We start from the raw sequence: 16329 nt of genomic DNA on the forward strand, positions 1-16329 counted from the left end.
GTCAAGACTCCTCTGACTGTTGCCGCATGTTATTCAAATGGACGACGAGGTTATCCAGAATTTTCTCCTGGCGCCAGCTTCCCAGGGCATTCAGCAGGGGCGGTGTGGCGGTGAATTCACCGGTGTCGAGATACTGTCTGACCAGGGTATTGGCCAGGAGTTTCACGGGAATCAATTCCCGGGCGATATGCAGTGCTTCTGACTCTGTAAGGCAGTAGTTGCGAATGGCTTCGACCCAGGGCTTTGCACGCCGGGATAATGGTGCAGGAAGACGTTCAGGCAATTCGGTTTCAGGCACCTTCAGGGCTTCGCGAATATGCGCCAGGATAGCCTGACCGTGTACTCGGAGGATCGCCGGCGTCATTCGCTCAATACGCTTCAGCTTATCGAGGTTGTCGGGCTGGTATCGGGCCAGTGGCCAGAGGCTGGCTGCATGGATCACCTTGTTGCGGGGGACATCCAGTTGTCTGGCAGTCTTTTCCCTGAACAGGCAAAGGTCACGTAATACGGCCAGTTGGCGGGGATACAGTTTCCAGGCGAGTTTGGCATCACGCCAGGCCTCATGCAGGTCCGGCTCCTGTCGGGCATTACGGATCATGCTGTCACAATCTTCGCGATGCCAGTCCTGTCGCTGCTTGTCCGCAAGCTGTGCCGTCAGGATTGGGTACAGCTGATTCAGGTAGTAGACATCCAGTGCGGCATAACGGATCTGGTTATCACTGAGCGGGCGCGCCAGCCAGTCAGAACGGGTTTCATCCTTGGCCAGTTCAATACCCAGAAAACGTTCAACCAGTCGTTGATAACCCAGGCAGTGGTCTGTGCCCAGGAAGGAAACCGCCAGTTGCGTGTCGAATACAGGGTCGGGCAGGGTGCCCAGCAGGCGTTGGAAAACCTCAAGGTCTTCCCCGGCCGCATGCATCACCTTGATAATGTCGGGGTTTTCAAGCACCGCGCAGAATGGTGTCCAGTCAGTGATAGCCTGAGGATCTATCAACATGATCTGACTGTCATGTCCCGCCTGTATCAGGCCGGGTATCGGGTAGAAAGTGCTTGTGCGAATAAACTCGGTATCAAGCCCCAGGTAGGATACGCCCTGCCATTGCTGGCAGGCCTGTGCGAGGCTTTCGTTATCAGCGATCCATTGAATCAGTGGTGCATCGTCCATCAGGAGGTGGCCTTGCGCAAAAGGTCGATTATATGAGGAATGGCCCCGTGTTGCTTCAAATAAAAAACTGGCCATGCCTGTGGGATTAATACGCATGTTTGAGAACGGCCGACTTTTGTACCTTTGTACGCCTAAACCATCAGGAGTGTTATCCATGGCAAAAACGGTTCACGGACGCAAGGTGCTGAACATGGTGCTGGAGTCTGGGCAGTCCTACAGTCGCGATGCCCTTAAGGAAGCAATGGCTACTCAGTTTGGTCAAGAGGTGCAGTATCACACCTGTTCAGTACAGGAACTGTCCGCTGATGGCCTCATCGACCTGTTCCTGGGCAAGGGCAAGCTGGTGGAGACTGACGCCGGGATCATTGGTGATGCCAGCAAGCAGTGTGGCCATCACTGAGTTGGCATAAGCTGCGTGCCTGCTTCCTGGTCGGTAAGGGTTGGGAAGCGCTCGCAGTCCGGCAGCTGGTAGTGCCACCATTCGTAATCAAATTTCTCAAAGCCTGCCGTGTGCATCAGGCCGGCCAGTAACAGCCGGTTTTTCCTTGCCTCCACTGACACCGTTTCGTTGAGGTGCCAGGCCGCTTCCTCGAAATCATCAAAGCCGGTGCCCATATCCAGCTCTTCGCCGCTGGCACGGTCGATAAGGGTCAGGTCTATCGCGACCCCGCGGCAATGGGGGCAGCGACCGGTATCCGGGTCTGACACATAATCACTGCCAGGAAATGCATGCCAGAGCACCCGCTGTGCCTCGACCGGACGAAAGGCATCCCACAGTTTCAGCTTCAGTCCAAGATTGGCAGCATGGGAGATTGCACTCTTGAGGCAGTCGGCAGCCTCCTGACGCAGGTAACAGCGTGCATTGCGGTAGATGGTTTTTCCCGTCACGTTACGATCTGTGGCGTAGTAGAGTTCAATGTCGACATCAAACTGTTCACGGGTGATTTCGGTCAGTGTGGCTATCACGTCACTACCTTGCGGCTTGTTGGGTTTTGACACTCCTTTCAGTGTAAGTCATAGCCAGAGCTTGTAGAGGTTAACTGTCTCGGTGGATGACAGGAGATTTCTGCCAGCATTCTTCCTCTTCTTAGTGAAAAAACTGCCAGAGATTGATGCCCCCCAGGAGAATACAGAGCAACTGCCAGAACAGGGTGGGATTGCGCGACATCAACGGCTGAAAGTCCGTATGTTGGAATGCCGGGTTGGGCGTCGCAAGATCCTGACAGAATTCCGATAACGCTTCGTAACGTTCCGTGGGGTTGGGGGCAACGGCTTTGGCCAGCGCCTGGTTTATCCAGTCGGGCAGGTCGGGACGGTCAAAGCTCACCGGGCGATACCGGAGATGCTTGTAGTGCTTGATGCGAATACTGTTTCCGGCGACTTCGCGGTAGGGAAGGTTGGCTGTCAGCATCTCGTAGACAATCACCCCGACGGCGAACTGGTCGGCACGGTAATCGATGGCGCCGCCCAGAAAATACTCGGGCGCAACATAATTCTTGGTGCCCTGAGGGGTATTGTCATGGAGGCCTGACTGGATTTCAGTGTCACCGGCCACACGGGCGGCGCCAAAATCAATCAGTCGAATGCGCCCGTTCTGGTCAATCATCAGGTTTTCCGGTTTCAGGTCCTGGTGGAGGATCTGCATTCGGTGCAGGCCGCGCAGGGCGCTGACAATCTGACGGGTCAGGTCCCTGACCGTATTGAGGTCCGGTCTGGGATGGTCCTGCATCCAGCTTCGCAATGTCTGCCCCTGGATGTACTCGCAGGCATGATAAAGAAACTGCTTACCTGCCTTTGGTGCATAGAGTGTCATGATCGCAGGATGGTTGACCCGCCGGCCTATCCATTCTTCCCGGAGAAAACCGTCCAGGTAGAGTGGGTCGTCTTCAAAGTTGACTGACGGTGTCTTGATGACGACCTGTAGGCCGGAATCGATGTCTTCAGCCAGATAGAGCTGGCTCCGGGTACTGGCATGAAGTGTTTCCAGGATGCGATAGCCATCCAGAATCTGTCCTGGCTCCAGATCGGGTGGAAACCGCAGTTGTGCCAGACGCTCCAGGGTTTCATGGTTGTTTTCGACCGGCAGAGCATTAATGCGACAAATCACGGCCGTCAGGTTATCACTGCTACCGGCAGCGAGGGCAGCCTGAACCAGACTGTCGGCTATTTGCTGGAGTTCCGGGTTTTCCATGCAGCTGGCGACGATTTCCCTGTGACTTAAAACATCGTGAATGCCATCAGTGGTGAGAATGAACACATCCTGTGTTTGCAGAGTTTCAGTGCGGTAATCCACTTCGGTATGGCGATGCATGCCAAGCGCCCGGGCCAGGTACTGGCGTTGACCGAGACGAGAGGTATGGTCTTCGGTCAGGCATTCCAGCTGCTGCTTTCTGAGACGGTAGATGCGACTGTCACCAATATGAAGCAGGTGTGCGGTATTGGATTTCAGGACGATGCCGGAAAAGGTCGTACAGAGATCCGTATCGTTGTGAATGTGGTGCTGGCCCTGATAGTGCAGCCAGCTGTTGATCGCGGTAATAACTTTGCCGGCGGCATGACGCACCTGCCAGGAGTCCGGCGTACTGTAATAGTCCGCCATGAAAGATGAAATACTGGTATGGCTGGCTTCCCTGGCCCGTGTACAGGCGCTGACACCGTCGGCGACCAGGGCCACAACCCCTTTGTGCGTAAGGGTATTGTGACTGTCCGGTATGCGGATCGCGCAGGCGTCCTGGTTTTCCGGTTTGATGCCGGCGCTGGTGCTGAAAGCGTAATCCACATCAAGGCTGTTGCTCATACTGCCCGGTTACCTGTCCTGTATAAAAAGAGGGTGACTGCAGCCAGTCACCCGAATGTACCATTGACAGACTCAAGCGGGGGAATCTGTCATGGTATGTGCCGGTTACTGTCAGGACACATCAATCATGGTGACGGTGCCATCCGGCATGACTTCTGTCATCTGTCCCTTCGGTTCTTCGAGGAACAGCAGGGTCATGAAGCCGAGTACCGCCGTGCCGGCAATGACGAGGAAGAAGGTCTGGTACTCCACCAGGGAGAGTACCGTGAGGTAGAAGACAGCGCCCACATTACCGTAGGCGCCGGTCATGCCGGCGACCTGTCCTGTCAAGCGACGTTTGATCAGCGGTACAACCGCAAATACTGCACCTTCCCCGGCCTGTACAAAGAAGGAGCAGGTCATGGCGGCGATCACTGCAAGCACCAGTGGCCAGCTGGAATCGATAATGGACATGGTGGCGTAACCGACCGACAGACCTGCCGTTAACACCAGCAGGGTTGCCTTGCGGCCGAAGCGGTCACTGATCAATCCGCCACCGGGGCGTGACATCAGGTTCATGAATGCGTACGCAGAAGCGACCAGGCCGGCCATGACAGGCGTCAGCTCAAAAGTATCCATGAAGAACAGTGGCAGCATGGAGACAACGGCCAGTTCAGAGCCAAACGTTGCAAAATAAAGGACGTTCAATACCGCAACCTGCTTGAACTTGTACTGGTGGATCGTAGGTACAGGTTTGCTGAAAATCTCTTTGTTAATCTGCCAGGCTTTCCAGGCATCCAGGAGATAAAGCAGTGTCAGGCCAATGTATAACGAGGTAGCTATCTCTGCTGATAGCATGCTGACGCCTTGAGGCGAGAGTTTCCAGGTCAGAAGGGCAAGTGCAGCATACATCGGTATTTTCATGATGAGCAGCAGTGCGAAGTCACCCTTGGAAGTGACTTCCATGCCGCCCAGGTTCTTGGGGCGGAAATAGGTAGAACCTTTTGGTGTGTCAGTCACGCTCATGTAATAGATGACACTGTATGCCAGTGACATCAGGCCGGTCAGACCGACAGCATAACGCCAGCCATCCTCACCGCCAAACAGCAGTGCGATCGTTGGCAGGGTCATGGCGGCAGCAGCCGAACCAAAGTTGCCCCAGCCGCCGTAGATCCCTTCTGCGGTACCCAGCTGTTTGGCGGGAAACCACTCGGACACCATCCGGATACCAATCACAAAGCCAGCACCGATAGTGCCCAGTAAGAAACGGGCGATGGCGGCCTGGATGAAGCTGTCAGCCAGTGCGTACATGAAACAGGGGATGCTGCACAGCGCCAGCAGGGCGGAATAAACACGACGGGGGCCAAACCGGTCAGTCAGCATCCCGATAATAACCCGGGCAGGGATAGTCAAGGCTACGTTAAGGATTAACAGGGTTTTGAGCTGTTCGCGAGAGAGTGACAGTGAGTCAGCAATCGCTGTTACCAGCGGCGCATGGTTAAACCACACGACAAAGGTAATAAAAAAGGCAATCCAGGAAAGATGAAGAGCGCGCATCTTTCCTGTAAATGAAAAAAGGTTGATTTTATCGGATTCTGACATGTCTGCTCCTTGTCGAGGCGTACGTTATCGTTGTCATGCACTCATTGAGCAAGGATCAGGCCAGAGTGTTGATGTAGTGCCGTCGGGGCGGATTTATTACCGGACTAAAGCGTTTTTGCTCCCCTGCTGGCTTCTTACTTAGGGGGTCGGATTAATTACATGGCTGCCTGATGGGCACATTTGTTGTGCCCGGTCAAAATTGTTGCACCAAATTGTGTGCGTCCTGGGGCACTGAAATGAACCTCTATGGTGCGCGGTATTGGTGCGACGCTGTCAGGATGACACGTTTCTGTTGTTAATGTTTTCTCTAATGCCTTGTTATTTAAGGAATAACGGAGTTAGGCGTGATATTTGCTTTATCGGTGCAGTCAGGTTGGTTTCATCCAACGCGAGAACAATAAATGACTGGAGCCAGGTATGCAGCATAAGGAAACACTGGTCGTAGTGGGCAATGGCATGGTGGGCCATCGGTTTATCGAAAAACTGGTGGATGACAGTGGTCTTGAGCAATACGACGTCATTATCTTTGGTGAAGAGCCACGGCCGGCCTACGACAGGGTGCATCTAAGCGAGTTTTTCAGCGGTAAGACAGCTGATGATTTAAGTATGGTTGCCAGTGGTTTTTACGATCAGGCTGGTATTGAGCTGGTACTTGATGATCGTGTCGCCAGTATTGAGCGATCGACACAGGAAGTGGTGTCCGACAGTGGTCGCCGGGTCGCCTACGATAAACTGGTGCTGGCGACAGGCTCCTACCCTTTTGTTCCCCCGGTGCCAGGTCATGACCGGGACAACTGTTTTGTCTATCGCACAATTGAAGATCTGGAAGCGATTCGTGAATCTGCCCGGTCCAGTAAGGTGGGGGCCGTCGTTGGCGGCGGGTTGCTTGGTCTTGAGGCAGCCAAGGCGCTCAAAGATCTGGGTCTGGAAACCCATGTCGTGGAATTTGCCCCCCGTCTGATGGCCGTGCAGGTGGATGAAGGCGGTGGTGCCATGTTGCGCCGGAAGATCGAGCAGCTGGGAGTGGCCATTCATACCAGCAAAAACACACGGCAGATTGTGGATGGAGAGGACTGTTTTCATCAGATGCAATTTGCCGATGGTGAAGTCCTGGATACCGATATTGTGTTGTTTTCAGCGGGCATCCGTCCGCGCGATGAGCTGGCCCGATCATGCGATCTGGCGCTCGGTGAGCGTGGCGGTATTGTTGTTGATAACCAGTGTCGAACATCAGATCCGGCTGTCTACGCGATCGGTGAATGTGCTTTGTGGGACAATCGTATCTTTGGGCTGGTGGCACCAGGTTACCAGATGGCGCAGGTTGTCGTGGACGACTTGCTCGGCACGGATGACAGTGAGTTTGCCGGCGCCGATATGAGCACGAAGCTGAAGCTGATGGGCGTCGATGTCGCCAGTATCGGTGATGCCCACGGCCGTACCCCGGATTCGTTAAGTTATCAGTATGTTGATGAAGAGCGAGAAGTTTATAAACGGCTGGTGGTCTCCAAAAGCCGGAAGAAACTGCTGGGTGCCGTTCTGATTGGGGATGCTGATGATTACGGTTCACTGCTGCAGATGATGCTCAACGACATTCGTCTTCCAGCCAAGCCTGCCCAGCTGATTTTGCCTGCCAGTGATGGGGCGGCGCCGGTTGGGTTGGGTGTCACCGCATTACCGGAGACGGCGCAGATTTGCTCCTGTTTCAATGTCAGCAAGGGCGCTTTGTGCAGTGCAGTCGCGGAGGGTTGTCAGGATATTGCTTCGCTGAAAAATGCGACCAATGCCGGGACCGGTTGTGGTGGATGTTCTGCACTGGTCAAGCAGGTGCTGGACAGCGAGCTTGAAAAAATGGGGGTTGAAGTCAAGAAGGATATCTGTGAGCACTTCCCTTATTCACGACAGGAACTCTATCACTTGGTCAGGGTAGATGAGATCAAGAGTTTCCAGATGATGCTGGAAAAGCATGGCACCGGCCATGGTTGTGACATCTGTAAACCAACAATCGGTTCTATCCTGGCATCCTGCTGGAACGACTATGTCCTGAAAAAAGATCATGCCCACCTTCAGGATACCAATGACTATTACCTGGGCAACCTCCAGAAAGACGGCACGTATTCGGTGGTTCCCCGTGTGCCGGGTGGTGAGATTACGCCGGAAAAACTGATAGTGATCGGTGAAGTGGCCCGGGATTTCAAGCTTTACACCAAAGTGACAGGTGGTCAGCGGATCGATCTGTTTGGCGCCCGTGTTCATGAACTGCCGTCTATCTGGAAACGACTCGTCGATGCCGGCTTTGAAACCGGGCACGCCTACGGCAAGGCGATGCGGACGGTGAAGTCCTGTGTTGGCAGCACCTGGTGCCGTTATGGGGTGCTCGACAGTGTCGGGATGGCCATCCGGGTTGAATCGCGTTATCGCGGTATCCGTTCACCGCACAAGATCAAGCTGGCAGTATCCGGCTGTACCCGGGAGTGTGCAGAAGCACAGAGTAAGGATTTTGGTGTGATAGCCACTGAAAAAGGCTGGAATCTCTACGTCTGCGGCAATGGTGGTATGAAGCCCCGGCATGCGGATCTTTTTGCCACAGAGCTGGATGATGAGGCGCTGATCCGCACCATTGATCGCACCATGATGTTCTATATCCGGACCGCTGACCGATTGCAGCGAACGTCTGTCTGGCTCGAAAGCCTGGATGGCGGGTTGGATTATCTGAAGGAAGTCATTCTGGAGGACAGCCTCGGAATTGGTGAACAGTTGGATGCGGAGATGGCACGATTGGTTGGAACCTATGAATGTGAATGGAAGAAGACCATTGAAGATCCGGAGCAGTTGAAGCGGTTCCGGCATTTCATCAACAGCGATGCGACCGACAATAACGTGGTCTTTGTGAGTGAGCGTCAGCAGATTCGTCCCGCATTTGACAGTGAAAAGTCACTGATTGCGACCAGTGCCTGATCAATGAAGCCAAGGAGATAGTGATGGAACAGTGGACAACGGTTTGCAGTCAAAAAGACCTGATGCCCTATCTGGGCGTATGTGCCCTGGTGGAAGAAAAGCAGATAGCGCTCTTTCAGGTAGGCGACAGCCTCTATGCCATTGATAACTATGACCCGGTCAGTCGTGCGAATGTGATGTCACGGGGCATTGTGGGTGATCTCAAGGGTGAGCTGGTGGTGGCGTCACCGGTCTACAAGCAGCATTACTCGTTACTGACTGGCCAGTGTCAGGAGGAACCTGATATCAAATTGTCTGTGTACCCGGTGCAGATACAGGACGGTATGGTTCAGGTCTCGCCAACGCCTGTAACGCGTGCGCAGGCGGCCTGATTTATGCGACGTCTGAAGCTTGTAGTCATCGGTAATGGAATGGGAAGTGTACGCTTCCTGGAAACACTGGTGGCCGGAGGTGAGCATGGCTATGGCATCACGGTTCTGGGTGATGAGCCGGATCCGGGTTATAACCGGATCATGCTTTCGCCCCTGCTGGCTGGCGAGATCCCCTTTTCAGAGACGGTATTAAGGTCTCGCCAATGGTATGAAGAAAATGAGATCACATTGCATACCGGCTCTGATTTTCGGGTTGTTTCGATTGATCGACTACAGCGCCTGGTTGTAACCGCGGCAGGTGAGTCATTTTCTTATGATCACTTGGTGCTGGCAACCGGTTCTCATGCCTATATTCCCGATATTCCGGGCTCCAGCTTCGAGGGGGTCGTGCCGTTTCGACGTTATGGGGATGTGGAGGCCATGTTGAGTGCAGCAGAATCCGGTAAAGCCGTACGTCGAGCAGTCGTGATTGGTGGCGGTCTGTTGGGTCTTGAGGCGGCCAATGCACTGAATTCTCGAGGAATGCAGGTCACACTGGTGCACAGTCAATCGGTACTCCTGAATCGTCAGCTGGATGCCTATGCAGGCCAATTGTTACAGGATGAGCTGGAATCCCGTGGCATTGCATTTCTGAAACCAAAACGCACAGCGTGTATTGAAGGATGTGATGGCCGAGCATCCGGCGTGGGTTTTAGTGATGGGTCATCCATTGATGCAGAACTTGTGGTGTTTGCCATTGGCATTCGGCCCAATACTCTGTTGGCTGCCGAGTCCGGACTGGCCTGTGAGCATGGCATTATGGTGGATGACCGGATGCTGACCAGTGATCCGTCAATCAGTGCTATCGGTGAATGTATCCAGCACGGTAATGAAACCTTCGGACTGGTGGAGCCCGTTTATTTGCAGGCAGTAACCCTTGCGCGTCGTTTACAGGGAGAGTTGCAGCCATTCGTTTCACGACCCTCGGCAACCAAACTGAAAGTCAGTGGCGTGCAGTTGTTCTCCAGTGGTCAGTTCCAGGGGGAAGGCAGGGATGAAGTCATAACCCTGAAGTATTCCGATGCCGGTATTTATCGACGACTGGTCATACGTGATAACCGGGTAGTGGGTGTGTTGCTCTATGGTGATACCTCCGATGGAGCCTGGTATCAGGAATTGCTGGAGTCCGACCAGGATATCAGTGAGTACCGGAATACATTGCTCTTTGGATCTCAGTTTGCTGCCGTGGCGTGACGGCGCAGCAGGCAGTCATTGGAGGTGTTGTCATGTCTGTAACGGAAGCGGCTGAGATCAGAACGACCTGTGCCTATTGTGGCGTGGGTTGCGGTATCGTCGCAGAAAAACCTGCCGGTGATGCCGAAGTGATTGCGGTCAGTGGTGATTCGTTGCATCCCGCCAACCTGGGGCGGCTATGTTCCAAAGGCAGCGCTCTGGGCGAGACGGTCCATCACGAAAACCGTCTGTTCTATCCCATGGTGAACGGTAACCGTGTGACCTGGGATGCAGCCTTAACCGATGTCGTCAGTCGACTGCAGTCGACAATCGAACAATATGGCCCGCAATCTGTCGCGCTGTATGGTTCAGGGCAGTTATTGACGGAAGATTATTATGTGGCCAACAAGCTGATGAAAGGCTTTGTTGGCAGTGCCAATATTGATACCAATTCCCGGCTTTGTATGGCGTCAACCGTAGCGGGGCAGAAGCGTGCCTTTGGCACCGATACGGTACCGGGTTGCTATGAGGACCTTGAGCTGGCGGACTGTCTGGTGCTGGTGGGCTCGAATATGGCCTGGTGCCATCCCGTCCTGTTTCAGCGGATACGTGCCGTCAAACAGGCGCGGGGCGACCAGATGAAGGTTATTGTCATTGATCCTCGCCGTACCGATACCTGCGATATTGCTGACCTCTTCCTGCCGATACAGCCTGGTACCGATAGCGTGCTATTTAACGGCTTGCTGGTATGGCTTGTTGATCGTAACGTCGTCGATGAAGCCTATATTAAACGTCATACTACCGGTTTTGATCGTTCTCTGGCACAAGCCAGGATGACATCACCCTCGGTGGCCATCGTTGCCACAAAGTGTGGCCTTGAGCCTGATGCGGTAGAAGCATTCTATCGATGGTTTGCAGAGAATGGGCGCTCGGTCACAGCCTGGTCCCAGGGGGTTAACCAGTCCAGTGCGGGAACCGACAAGGTTAATGCCATCCTCAATTGTCATCTGGCGACCGGGCGTATCGGTAAACCCGGTAGCACACCGTTTTCTCTGACAGGTCAGCCCAATGCCATGGGCGGGCGAGAGGTGGGCGGGTTGGCAAACCAGTTGGCTGCACATCTTGAGTTCAACCGGACGGATGACGTTGAGCGGGTTGCCCGATTCTGGCAGGCGCCCAATATGGTCGCTGCGCCGGGTTTAACCGCCGTGGAGATGTTTGACGCTGTGGCTCGAGGGGATATCCGTTTTATCTGGATTATGGGCACCAATCCGGTTGTCAGTATGCCGGACGCTGACCGCGTGAAACAGGCGCTCAGCGACTGTCCAGCAGTGGTTGTATCAGATTGCATCAAAAACACTGATACGGCAGATGTCGCGGATATCCTGCTACCCGCAGCTGGCTGGAGTGAAAAGGATGGCACGGTCACAAATTCTGAGCGTCGTATATCGCGGCAGCGCCGCTTGCGGACTCCTGTGGGAGAATCGCGACCTGACTGGGCGATCATGTCGGAAGTTGGACGACGCTTAGGTTATAGCGAGGCCTTTTCGTTTCAATCACCTGTAGAGATTTTCAGGGAACATGCGGCGTTATCGGCATTTGAAAACTGCGCTGGTCTGCGACCACGGGATTTTCATATTGGTGGTCTGAAGGATATCAGCGGAGATGCTTATGATCGTCTTGTACCGATTCAGTGGCCTGTTCGTGCTACGGAATCAGTTGGGGAGGCGAGATTATTAGGGGATGGGCAATTTTATACTGAAACAGGAAGGGCTAATTTTGTTTCTGTCAGCGAGTTAAAGGCTGACAATGTTCCGGATCAGCGCTACCCGCTGGTACTTAATACCGGACGGGTTCGCGATCATTGGCACACTATGACGCGTACTGCACTTGCACCAAGGTTGAATCAGCATCGGGATGAACCCTTCGTGGAGCTTCATCCCGATGATGCCGCCTCTCGTGAGATTATCGATCAGTCGCTGGTGGTGGTTTCATCGCAATGGGGGCAGGTTATTGTACGAGCGAAGGTGACGACGCATCAGCAGTCTGGCCATGTGTTTGTGCCCATGCACTGGTCCGGACAGTTCAGCCGTTCAGGGCGTGTGGGCAGTGTCGTTAATCCTGTTGTGGATCCGTTTTCCCGTCAGCCTGACAGTAAATATACGCCTGTCGAGTTAAGACGGTTTGTACCCGAACGTTATGGTATTTTGTTGAGCCGGTCACCCGTTGCGTTGCCTGAGACTGAATATGCTGTTTCTGTAAAATCTGCCGCTTGTTACCGTTATGAGCTGGCTGCTGCTGATGATCGTAAAGATGGTTTTAGTGCTTTTTTACCTGAATTTTCGGCAGCTTCAGTGATTGAATACGATGATGTTACAAATGGGGTAAAGCGTTGTCTGTATCTGCAGGATGGCGATCTAGTCGCCATGTTGTTTGAATCGCAAAACTACGAATCCCTGATTGACCGTGCCGGGCTTGAGTCTGCTTTTATCGATGATCAGGATATGGCATTACTGCAATGGCAGCTGTTATCTGGACAGCCAGGTAAGGGGGCAGGTTGCCAGGGGCGCCAGATTTGCGCCTGTTTTGGGGTGGGTGAGAACGCGATTGTGTCGGCCATCCTGAAGGAGAACCTTGAATCTGTTGAATCTGTCGGGAAATTGCTCAAGGCGGGTACTAACTGTGGTTCCTGTATTCCGGAAATCCGGCAACTGCTAGCGTCAGTGGATGGTTAGTGATAGGTGTCGGTTTGAATAATTTCTGCCTGAAGCGGCTGGCTTGCAGAGGTGATTTCGATTAAGTACTGACAGTGACAGGCAGGGCAGTGGCAGGTCAAGGTGCCTGCTTTTTGCCTGATGACACGCACTTCCGGAATGGCAACGGCTTCATCGCTCTGACACTGGCATGGCCAGCTCAATACTGCGTTAATAACGGCTATATCAAAACAGGTGCCGTCAAAATAAAAGCCTGTGTAGCGACTGGCATCATTCATTGCAACATCATGTGTCTGAAAAAAATACTTGCCAATTTAACCGCACGGGTATTGGCAAGTTGTCCATAGTTTGAGTATAGCGATCTGTGCTCACGGCTTTCAGCCGTTGGCAGCATCCCGGATGGTGCTGATTTGTTCTGTCAGATCTGTGACGCTGTGGGGGGGATTGAAGTATTTATACACCTGAAGGTCAGGGCCGATCAGGGTTAACGCACCAGCGTGATCAACCAGGTACACGCCATTACTGTCAGGTTCACCAATACGGTAGGGCAGGTAGAGGCTGCTGGTCAGTTGATCAATTTGGCTTCGCGTACCTGTGGCGGCAGCAAAGTCGTCATTAAAGAAGCGGATATACTCATTCAGGCGTTCCGGTGAATCTCTGTCAGGATCGACGGAGACAAACAGTACATTAACAGGTTGTTCTACCGGTAACTGTTGATGTAACTGGTTCAACAGAGACAGTGTGGTTGGACAGACGTCGGGGCAAAAGGTGTAACCGAGGAATAACAGTGTCCATTGGCCAGCTAGCGATTGCTCCGTGATCGTCTTCCCCTGATGATTGTCCAGTGTGAATACAGGGATGCGGTTATAAGTTGTGGGTTGTGGCTTTTGGGTGATCTGCTGAAACGTATAGGCACCCGCAGCGATGGCTGCTAAAGCAACGACAATCAGTAGCAGTCGTGTAAGAGCTGTGGTTGGCATGGTCAATCCTGTTTTATTGGTATGCGACGCTATCCTCCTGCTGAGCGGGTGGCAGACCTGCGTCGATGTACTTTTATGTTAATTATTTCAACGCAGAGAGAAAAGGCCATGGCGAAATAGATATAGCCTTTGGGGATGTGCAGGGACAACCCTTCGCCAATCAGGGACACGCCTACCAGGATAAGGAAGCTGAGTGCCAGCATTTTCAGGGTAGGGTGCTTGTCGACGAAGTCGCCAATGGGTTTGGCGGCAAATAACATCACCAGCACAGCGATGACAATCGCGATGACCATAACCGGGACATGGTCAGCCATTCCTACAGCGGTAATGACTGAGTCGAGAGAAAATACGATGTCCAGAATCGCGATTTGAACCAGGACCATCATGAAGCCCGATAGCGCGGCTTTGGTAACATTGCTGTTGTCGTGCTCCATGGCGCAATGGATCTCATGGGTGCTTTTAGCGAGTAGAAATAGCCCACCACCAATAAGAATCAGATCTCTGCCGGATATTTCCTGGTTAAGAATGTCAAACAGTGGCTGTGTCAGTTGCATGACCCAGGCGATGGATAGCAACAGAAGCACACGTGTACACATGGCCAGTATGAGGCCAATCGTTCGAGCCTTTTGTCGTTGGTGTTCGGGTAGCCGGCCAGCAAGTATGCTGACGAAGATGATATTGTCGATGCCAAGGACGATTTCAAGGGCAACTAGCGTGATGAGTGAAATCCACGCTTGTGGGTCTGCCAGCCATTCCATGGGCTAATTCCTTTTGCTGCAAATTGCCTGAGCTATATCGGCTTAATGTAGCAGGAAAGTGGGGCTCGACGTATAAAATGTGATGCTGTGTGAGATGTGCACGGAGGAAGCGAAGCGCCACAGAATTCTGTGGCGCTTCTTGTTTGATTAAAAGGAACCGAGATTAACGCTTGTCGACCGGAGGATAATCACGTGCTGCCGGACCTGTGTAGAGCTGACGTGGCCGGCCAATACGATAGGCACCGCTGATCATCTCATGCCAGTGAGCAATCCAGCCAGGTGTACGGCCAATAGCAAAGATAACCGTGAACATCTCTGTAGGAATGCCCAGTGCCTTTAGAATAATGCCGGAGTAGAAGTCGACATTGGGATAGAGCTTCTTGCTGATGAAGTATTCATCTTCCAGAGCAATCTTTTCCAGGCGTTTGGCGATCTTGAACATCGGATCGTCACCCAGCCCCAGCTCGTTCAGTACTTCATCGCAGGTCTCTTTCATCACCTTGGCGCGAGGGTCGAAGTTCTTGTAAACCCTGTGACCGAAGCCCATCAGTCGGAAGGGATCATCCTTGTCTTTGGCCTTGGCAATGAACTGATCAATGTGTTTTTCGTCGCCGATCTCATCCAGCATTTTCAGGACGGCTTCGTTTGCACCGCCATGTGCAGGACCCCAAAGGGCAGCAATGCCGGCAGCAATACACGCAAATGGATTGGCGCCACTGGAGCCAGCCAGGCGAACGGTTGAAGTCGATGCATTCTGTTCATGGTCAGCATGCAACAGGAAGATGCGATCCATGGCTCGAGCCAGTACCGGGCTGACATGATATTCCTCGCAGGGCGTGGCAAACATCATGTGCAGGAAGTTACCGCCATAGCCGAGATCATTTCTCGGGTACATGAAGGGCTGGCCAATAGAGAATTTATAAGCCATGGCCGCCAATGTCGGCATCTTGGAGACCAGCCGATAGGCTGTGATTTCACGATGGCGCTCGTTCGTGATATCCAGATAGTCGTGATAGAAGGAGGCCAGTGCGCCGACCAAACCACACATGATGGCCATCGGGTGGGCGTCACGCCGAAAGCCTTTCAGCAGTTCAACCATCTGTTCATGAACCATGGTATGGCGCAGGATGGTCGTACTGAAAGTCTCTTTGTTCTTTGCGTCAGGCAGCTCCCCGTATAGGAGGAGATAACACACTTCAAGAAAATCCGAGTGTTCTGCGAGTTGTTCTATCGGATAGCCACGATGGAGCAAAACACCTTTTTCACCGTCGATGTAGGTGATTTTGGATTCGCAGGATGCGGTGGATACAAAGCCCGGATCATAGGTAAAGTAACCATTGCTGGTCAGTCCCCGGACATCAATGACATCTGGTCCTGCAGTTCCGCTAAGAACGGGTAACTCCAGAGAGAGATCAGAACCTTCAATGGTCAGCCGCGCAAGCTTCTCAGCCATCAGGCCTCCTATCATGCTGTTCTTGGCTATTGTTTATAGAGAACCCTTGCCGTTTTGTATCAATTATGATCAATCGATCAGGGTTCATTATTGTGAAGTCGGCTCAACTATAGAGACATAAAAGTTTTTGTCAAACGCTGACGTCAATAGAGAATATACTTAAATAAATGTTTGTGTAGTGCTGATTTTTACGCAGGAATCGCGCACCGCGATTGGGCGTTTCGGTGTGTGTGCGTGCTGTTGTGGTGCAGGCATTTTTACCTTTGATAACCTAGGGTTATGGTCAGTATGCAGGGGGGTAAGTCGTTGTAATTAAAAACCGAGATGTCTATACTGCGAGGCC

The 16329-nt window shown here is 52.9% G+C and carries 13 protein-coding genes; 5 read left to right on the top strand and 8 right to left on the bottom strand.

The annotated features are described in order from the left end of the window. Position 1 precedes the first annotated feature (1 nt). Positions 2–1165, bottom strand: coding sequence for a ribonuclease D (gene rnd / locus KHS78_RS12320; RefSeq protein WP_211828770.1), 1164 nt, complete (start codon positions 1163–1165; stop codon positions 2–4). Positions 1166–1319: 154 nt separating this feature from the next. On the opposite strand from rnd, the gene KHS78_RS12325 reads away from it, so the two are divergent. After that, entirely contained in the window at positions 1320–1565 is a 246-nt protein-coding gene (locus KHS78_RS12325; RefSeq protein ID WP_211828771.1) for a YecH family metal-binding protein, read from the top strand. Here the strand turns inward: KHS78_RS12325 and ddpX are convergent. From ddpX to KHS78_RS12340, 3 genes are all read right to left on the bottom strand, one after another. After that, positions 1559–2131 (bottom strand): D-alanyl-D-alanine dipeptidase, encoded by a 573-nt coding sequence (ddpX, locus tag KHS78_RS12330; RefSeq protein WP_343216911.1) that lies wholly within the window; start codon positions 2129–2131, stop codon positions 1559–1561. The two genes, KHS78_RS12325 and ddpX, sit on opposite strands and share 7 nt — an antisense overlap. 121 nt (positions 2132–2252) lie before the next feature. Further along, on the bottom strand, positions 2253–3962 hold the full coding sequence (locus KHS78_RS12335; protein WP_211828773.1) for a bifunctional protein-serine/threonine kinase/phosphatase: 1710 nt from the start codon (positions 3960–3962) through the stop codon (positions 2253–2255). 111 nt (positions 3963–4073) lie between these two features. Next, positions 4074–5543 carry a NarK family nitrate/nitrite MFS transporter gene (locus tag KHS78_RS12340; RefSeq protein ID WP_211828774.1) on the bottom strand — a complete coding sequence of 490 codons (1470 nt, stop codon included), beginning with the start codon at positions 5541–5543 and terminating at the stop codon, positions 4074–4076. A 417-nt stretch (positions 5544–5960) separates the two neighbouring features. Between KHS78_RS12340 and nirB the strand changes: the two genes are divergently transcribed. Genes nirB through KHS78_RS12360 form a run of 4 tightly spaced genes read left to right on the top strand, consistent with a single transcriptional unit; the run spans position 5961 to position 12816 of the window. After that, complete coding sequence (gene nirB / locus KHS78_RS12345) at positions 5961–8498, top strand: nitrite reductase large subunit NirB (RefSeq protein WP_211828775.1); 2538 nt, start codon at positions 5961–5963, stop codon at positions 8496–8498. 23 nt (positions 8499–8521) lie between these two features. Then, positions 8522–8869: a nitrite reductase small subunit NirD gene (nirD, locus tag KHS78_RS12350; RefSeq protein WP_211828776.1), complete on the top strand. Its 348-nt coding sequence runs from the start codon at positions 8522–8524 to the stop codon at positions 8867–8869. Positions 8870–8872: 3 nt separating this feature from the next. Then, entirely contained in the window at positions 8873–10102 is a 1230-nt protein-coding gene (locus KHS78_RS12355) for an NAD(P)/FAD-dependent oxidoreductase (RefSeq protein ID WP_211828777.1), read from the top strand. Between the two features lie 32 nt (positions 10103–10134). Further along, on the top strand, positions 10135–12816 hold the full coding sequence (locus KHS78_RS12360) for a nitrate reductase (protein WP_211828778.1): 2682 nt from the start codon (positions 10135–10137) through the stop codon (positions 12814–12816). On the opposite strand, the gene KHS78_RS12365 is transcribed toward KHS78_RS12360, so the two are convergent. From KHS78_RS12365 to gltA, 4 genes are all read right to left on the bottom strand, one after another. Next, positions 12813–13073 carry a hypothetical protein gene (locus KHS78_RS12365; protein WP_211828779.1) on the bottom strand — a complete coding sequence of 87 codons (261 nt, stop codon included), beginning with the start codon at positions 13071–13073 and terminating at the stop codon, positions 12813–12815. The two genes, KHS78_RS12360 and KHS78_RS12365, sit on opposite strands and share 4 nt — an antisense overlap. Positions 13074–13172: 99 nt before the next feature. Beyond that, positions 13173–13775: an SCO family protein gene (locus tag KHS78_RS12370; RefSeq protein WP_211828780.1), complete on the bottom strand. Its 603-nt coding sequence runs from the start codon at positions 13773–13775 to the stop codon at positions 13173–13175. A 29-nt stretch (positions 13776–13804) separates the two neighbouring features. After that, complete coding sequence (locus KHS78_RS12375; RefSeq protein WP_211828781.1) at positions 13805–14533, bottom strand: TerC family protein; 729 nt, start codon at positions 14531–14533, stop codon at positions 13805–13807. 163 nt (positions 14534–14696) lie between these two features. After that, entirely contained in the window at positions 14697–15986 is a 1290-nt protein-coding gene (gltA, locus tag KHS78_RS12380) for a citrate synthase (protein ID WP_211828782.1), read from the bottom strand. Positions 15987–16329: the final 343 nt, after the last annotated feature.

Origin of the sequence: Kistimonas asteriae (assembly GCF_018263925.1) — a bacterium.
GTDB classification, from domain to species: Bacteria; Pseudomonadota; Gammaproteobacteria; order Pseudomonadales; family Endozoicomonadaceae; genus Kistimonas; species Kistimonas asteriae.

Excerpts from the sequence above, each read along its gene's own strand:
- rnd (WP_211828770.1), bottom strand. The coding sequence starts at position 1,165 with ATGGACGATGCACCACTGATTCAATGGATCGCTGATAACGAAAGCCTC.
- KHS78_RS12325 (WP_211828771.1), top strand. The coding sequence starts at position 1,320 with ATGGCAAAAACGGTTCACGGACGCAAGGTGCTGAACATGGTGCTGGAG.
- KHS78_RS12335 (WP_211828773.1), bottom strand. The coding sequence starts at position 3,962 with ATGAGCAACAGCCTTGATGTGGATTACGCTTTCAGCACCAGCGCCGGC.
- KHS78_RS12340 (WP_211828774.1), bottom strand. The coding sequence starts at position 5,543 with ATGTCAGAATCCGATAAAATCAACCTTTTTTCATTTACAGGAAAGATG.
- nirB (WP_211828775.1), top strand. The coding sequence starts at position 5,961 with ATGCAGCATAAGGAAACACTGGTCGTAGTGGGCAATGGCATGGTGGGC.
- nirD (WP_211828776.1), top strand. The coding sequence starts at position 8,522 with ATGGAACAGTGGACAACGGTTTGCAGTCAAAAAGACCTGATGCCCTAT.
- KHS78_RS12355 (WP_211828777.1), top strand. The coding sequence starts at position 8,873 with ATGCGACGTCTGAAGCTTGTAGTCATCGGTAATGGAATGGGAAGTGTA.
- KHS78_RS12360 (WP_211828778.1), top strand. The coding sequence starts at position 10,135 with ATGTCTGTAACGGAAGCGGCTGAGATCAGAACGACCTGTGCCTATTGT.
- KHS78_RS12365 (WP_211828779.1), bottom strand. The coding sequence starts at position 13,073 with ATGAATGATGCCAGTCGCTACACAGGCTTTTATTTTGACGGCACCTGT.
- KHS78_RS12370 (WP_211828780.1), bottom strand. The coding sequence starts at position 13,775 with ATGCCAACCACAGCTCTTACACGACTGCTACTGATTGTCGTTGCTTTA.
- KHS78_RS12375 (WP_211828781.1), bottom strand. The coding sequence starts at position 14,533 with ATGGAATGGCTGGCAGACCCACAAGCGTGGATTTCACTCATCACGCTA.
- gltA (WP_211828782.1), bottom strand. The coding sequence starts at position 15,986 with ATGGCTGAGAAGCTTGCGCGGCTGACCATTGAAGGTTCTGATCTCTCT.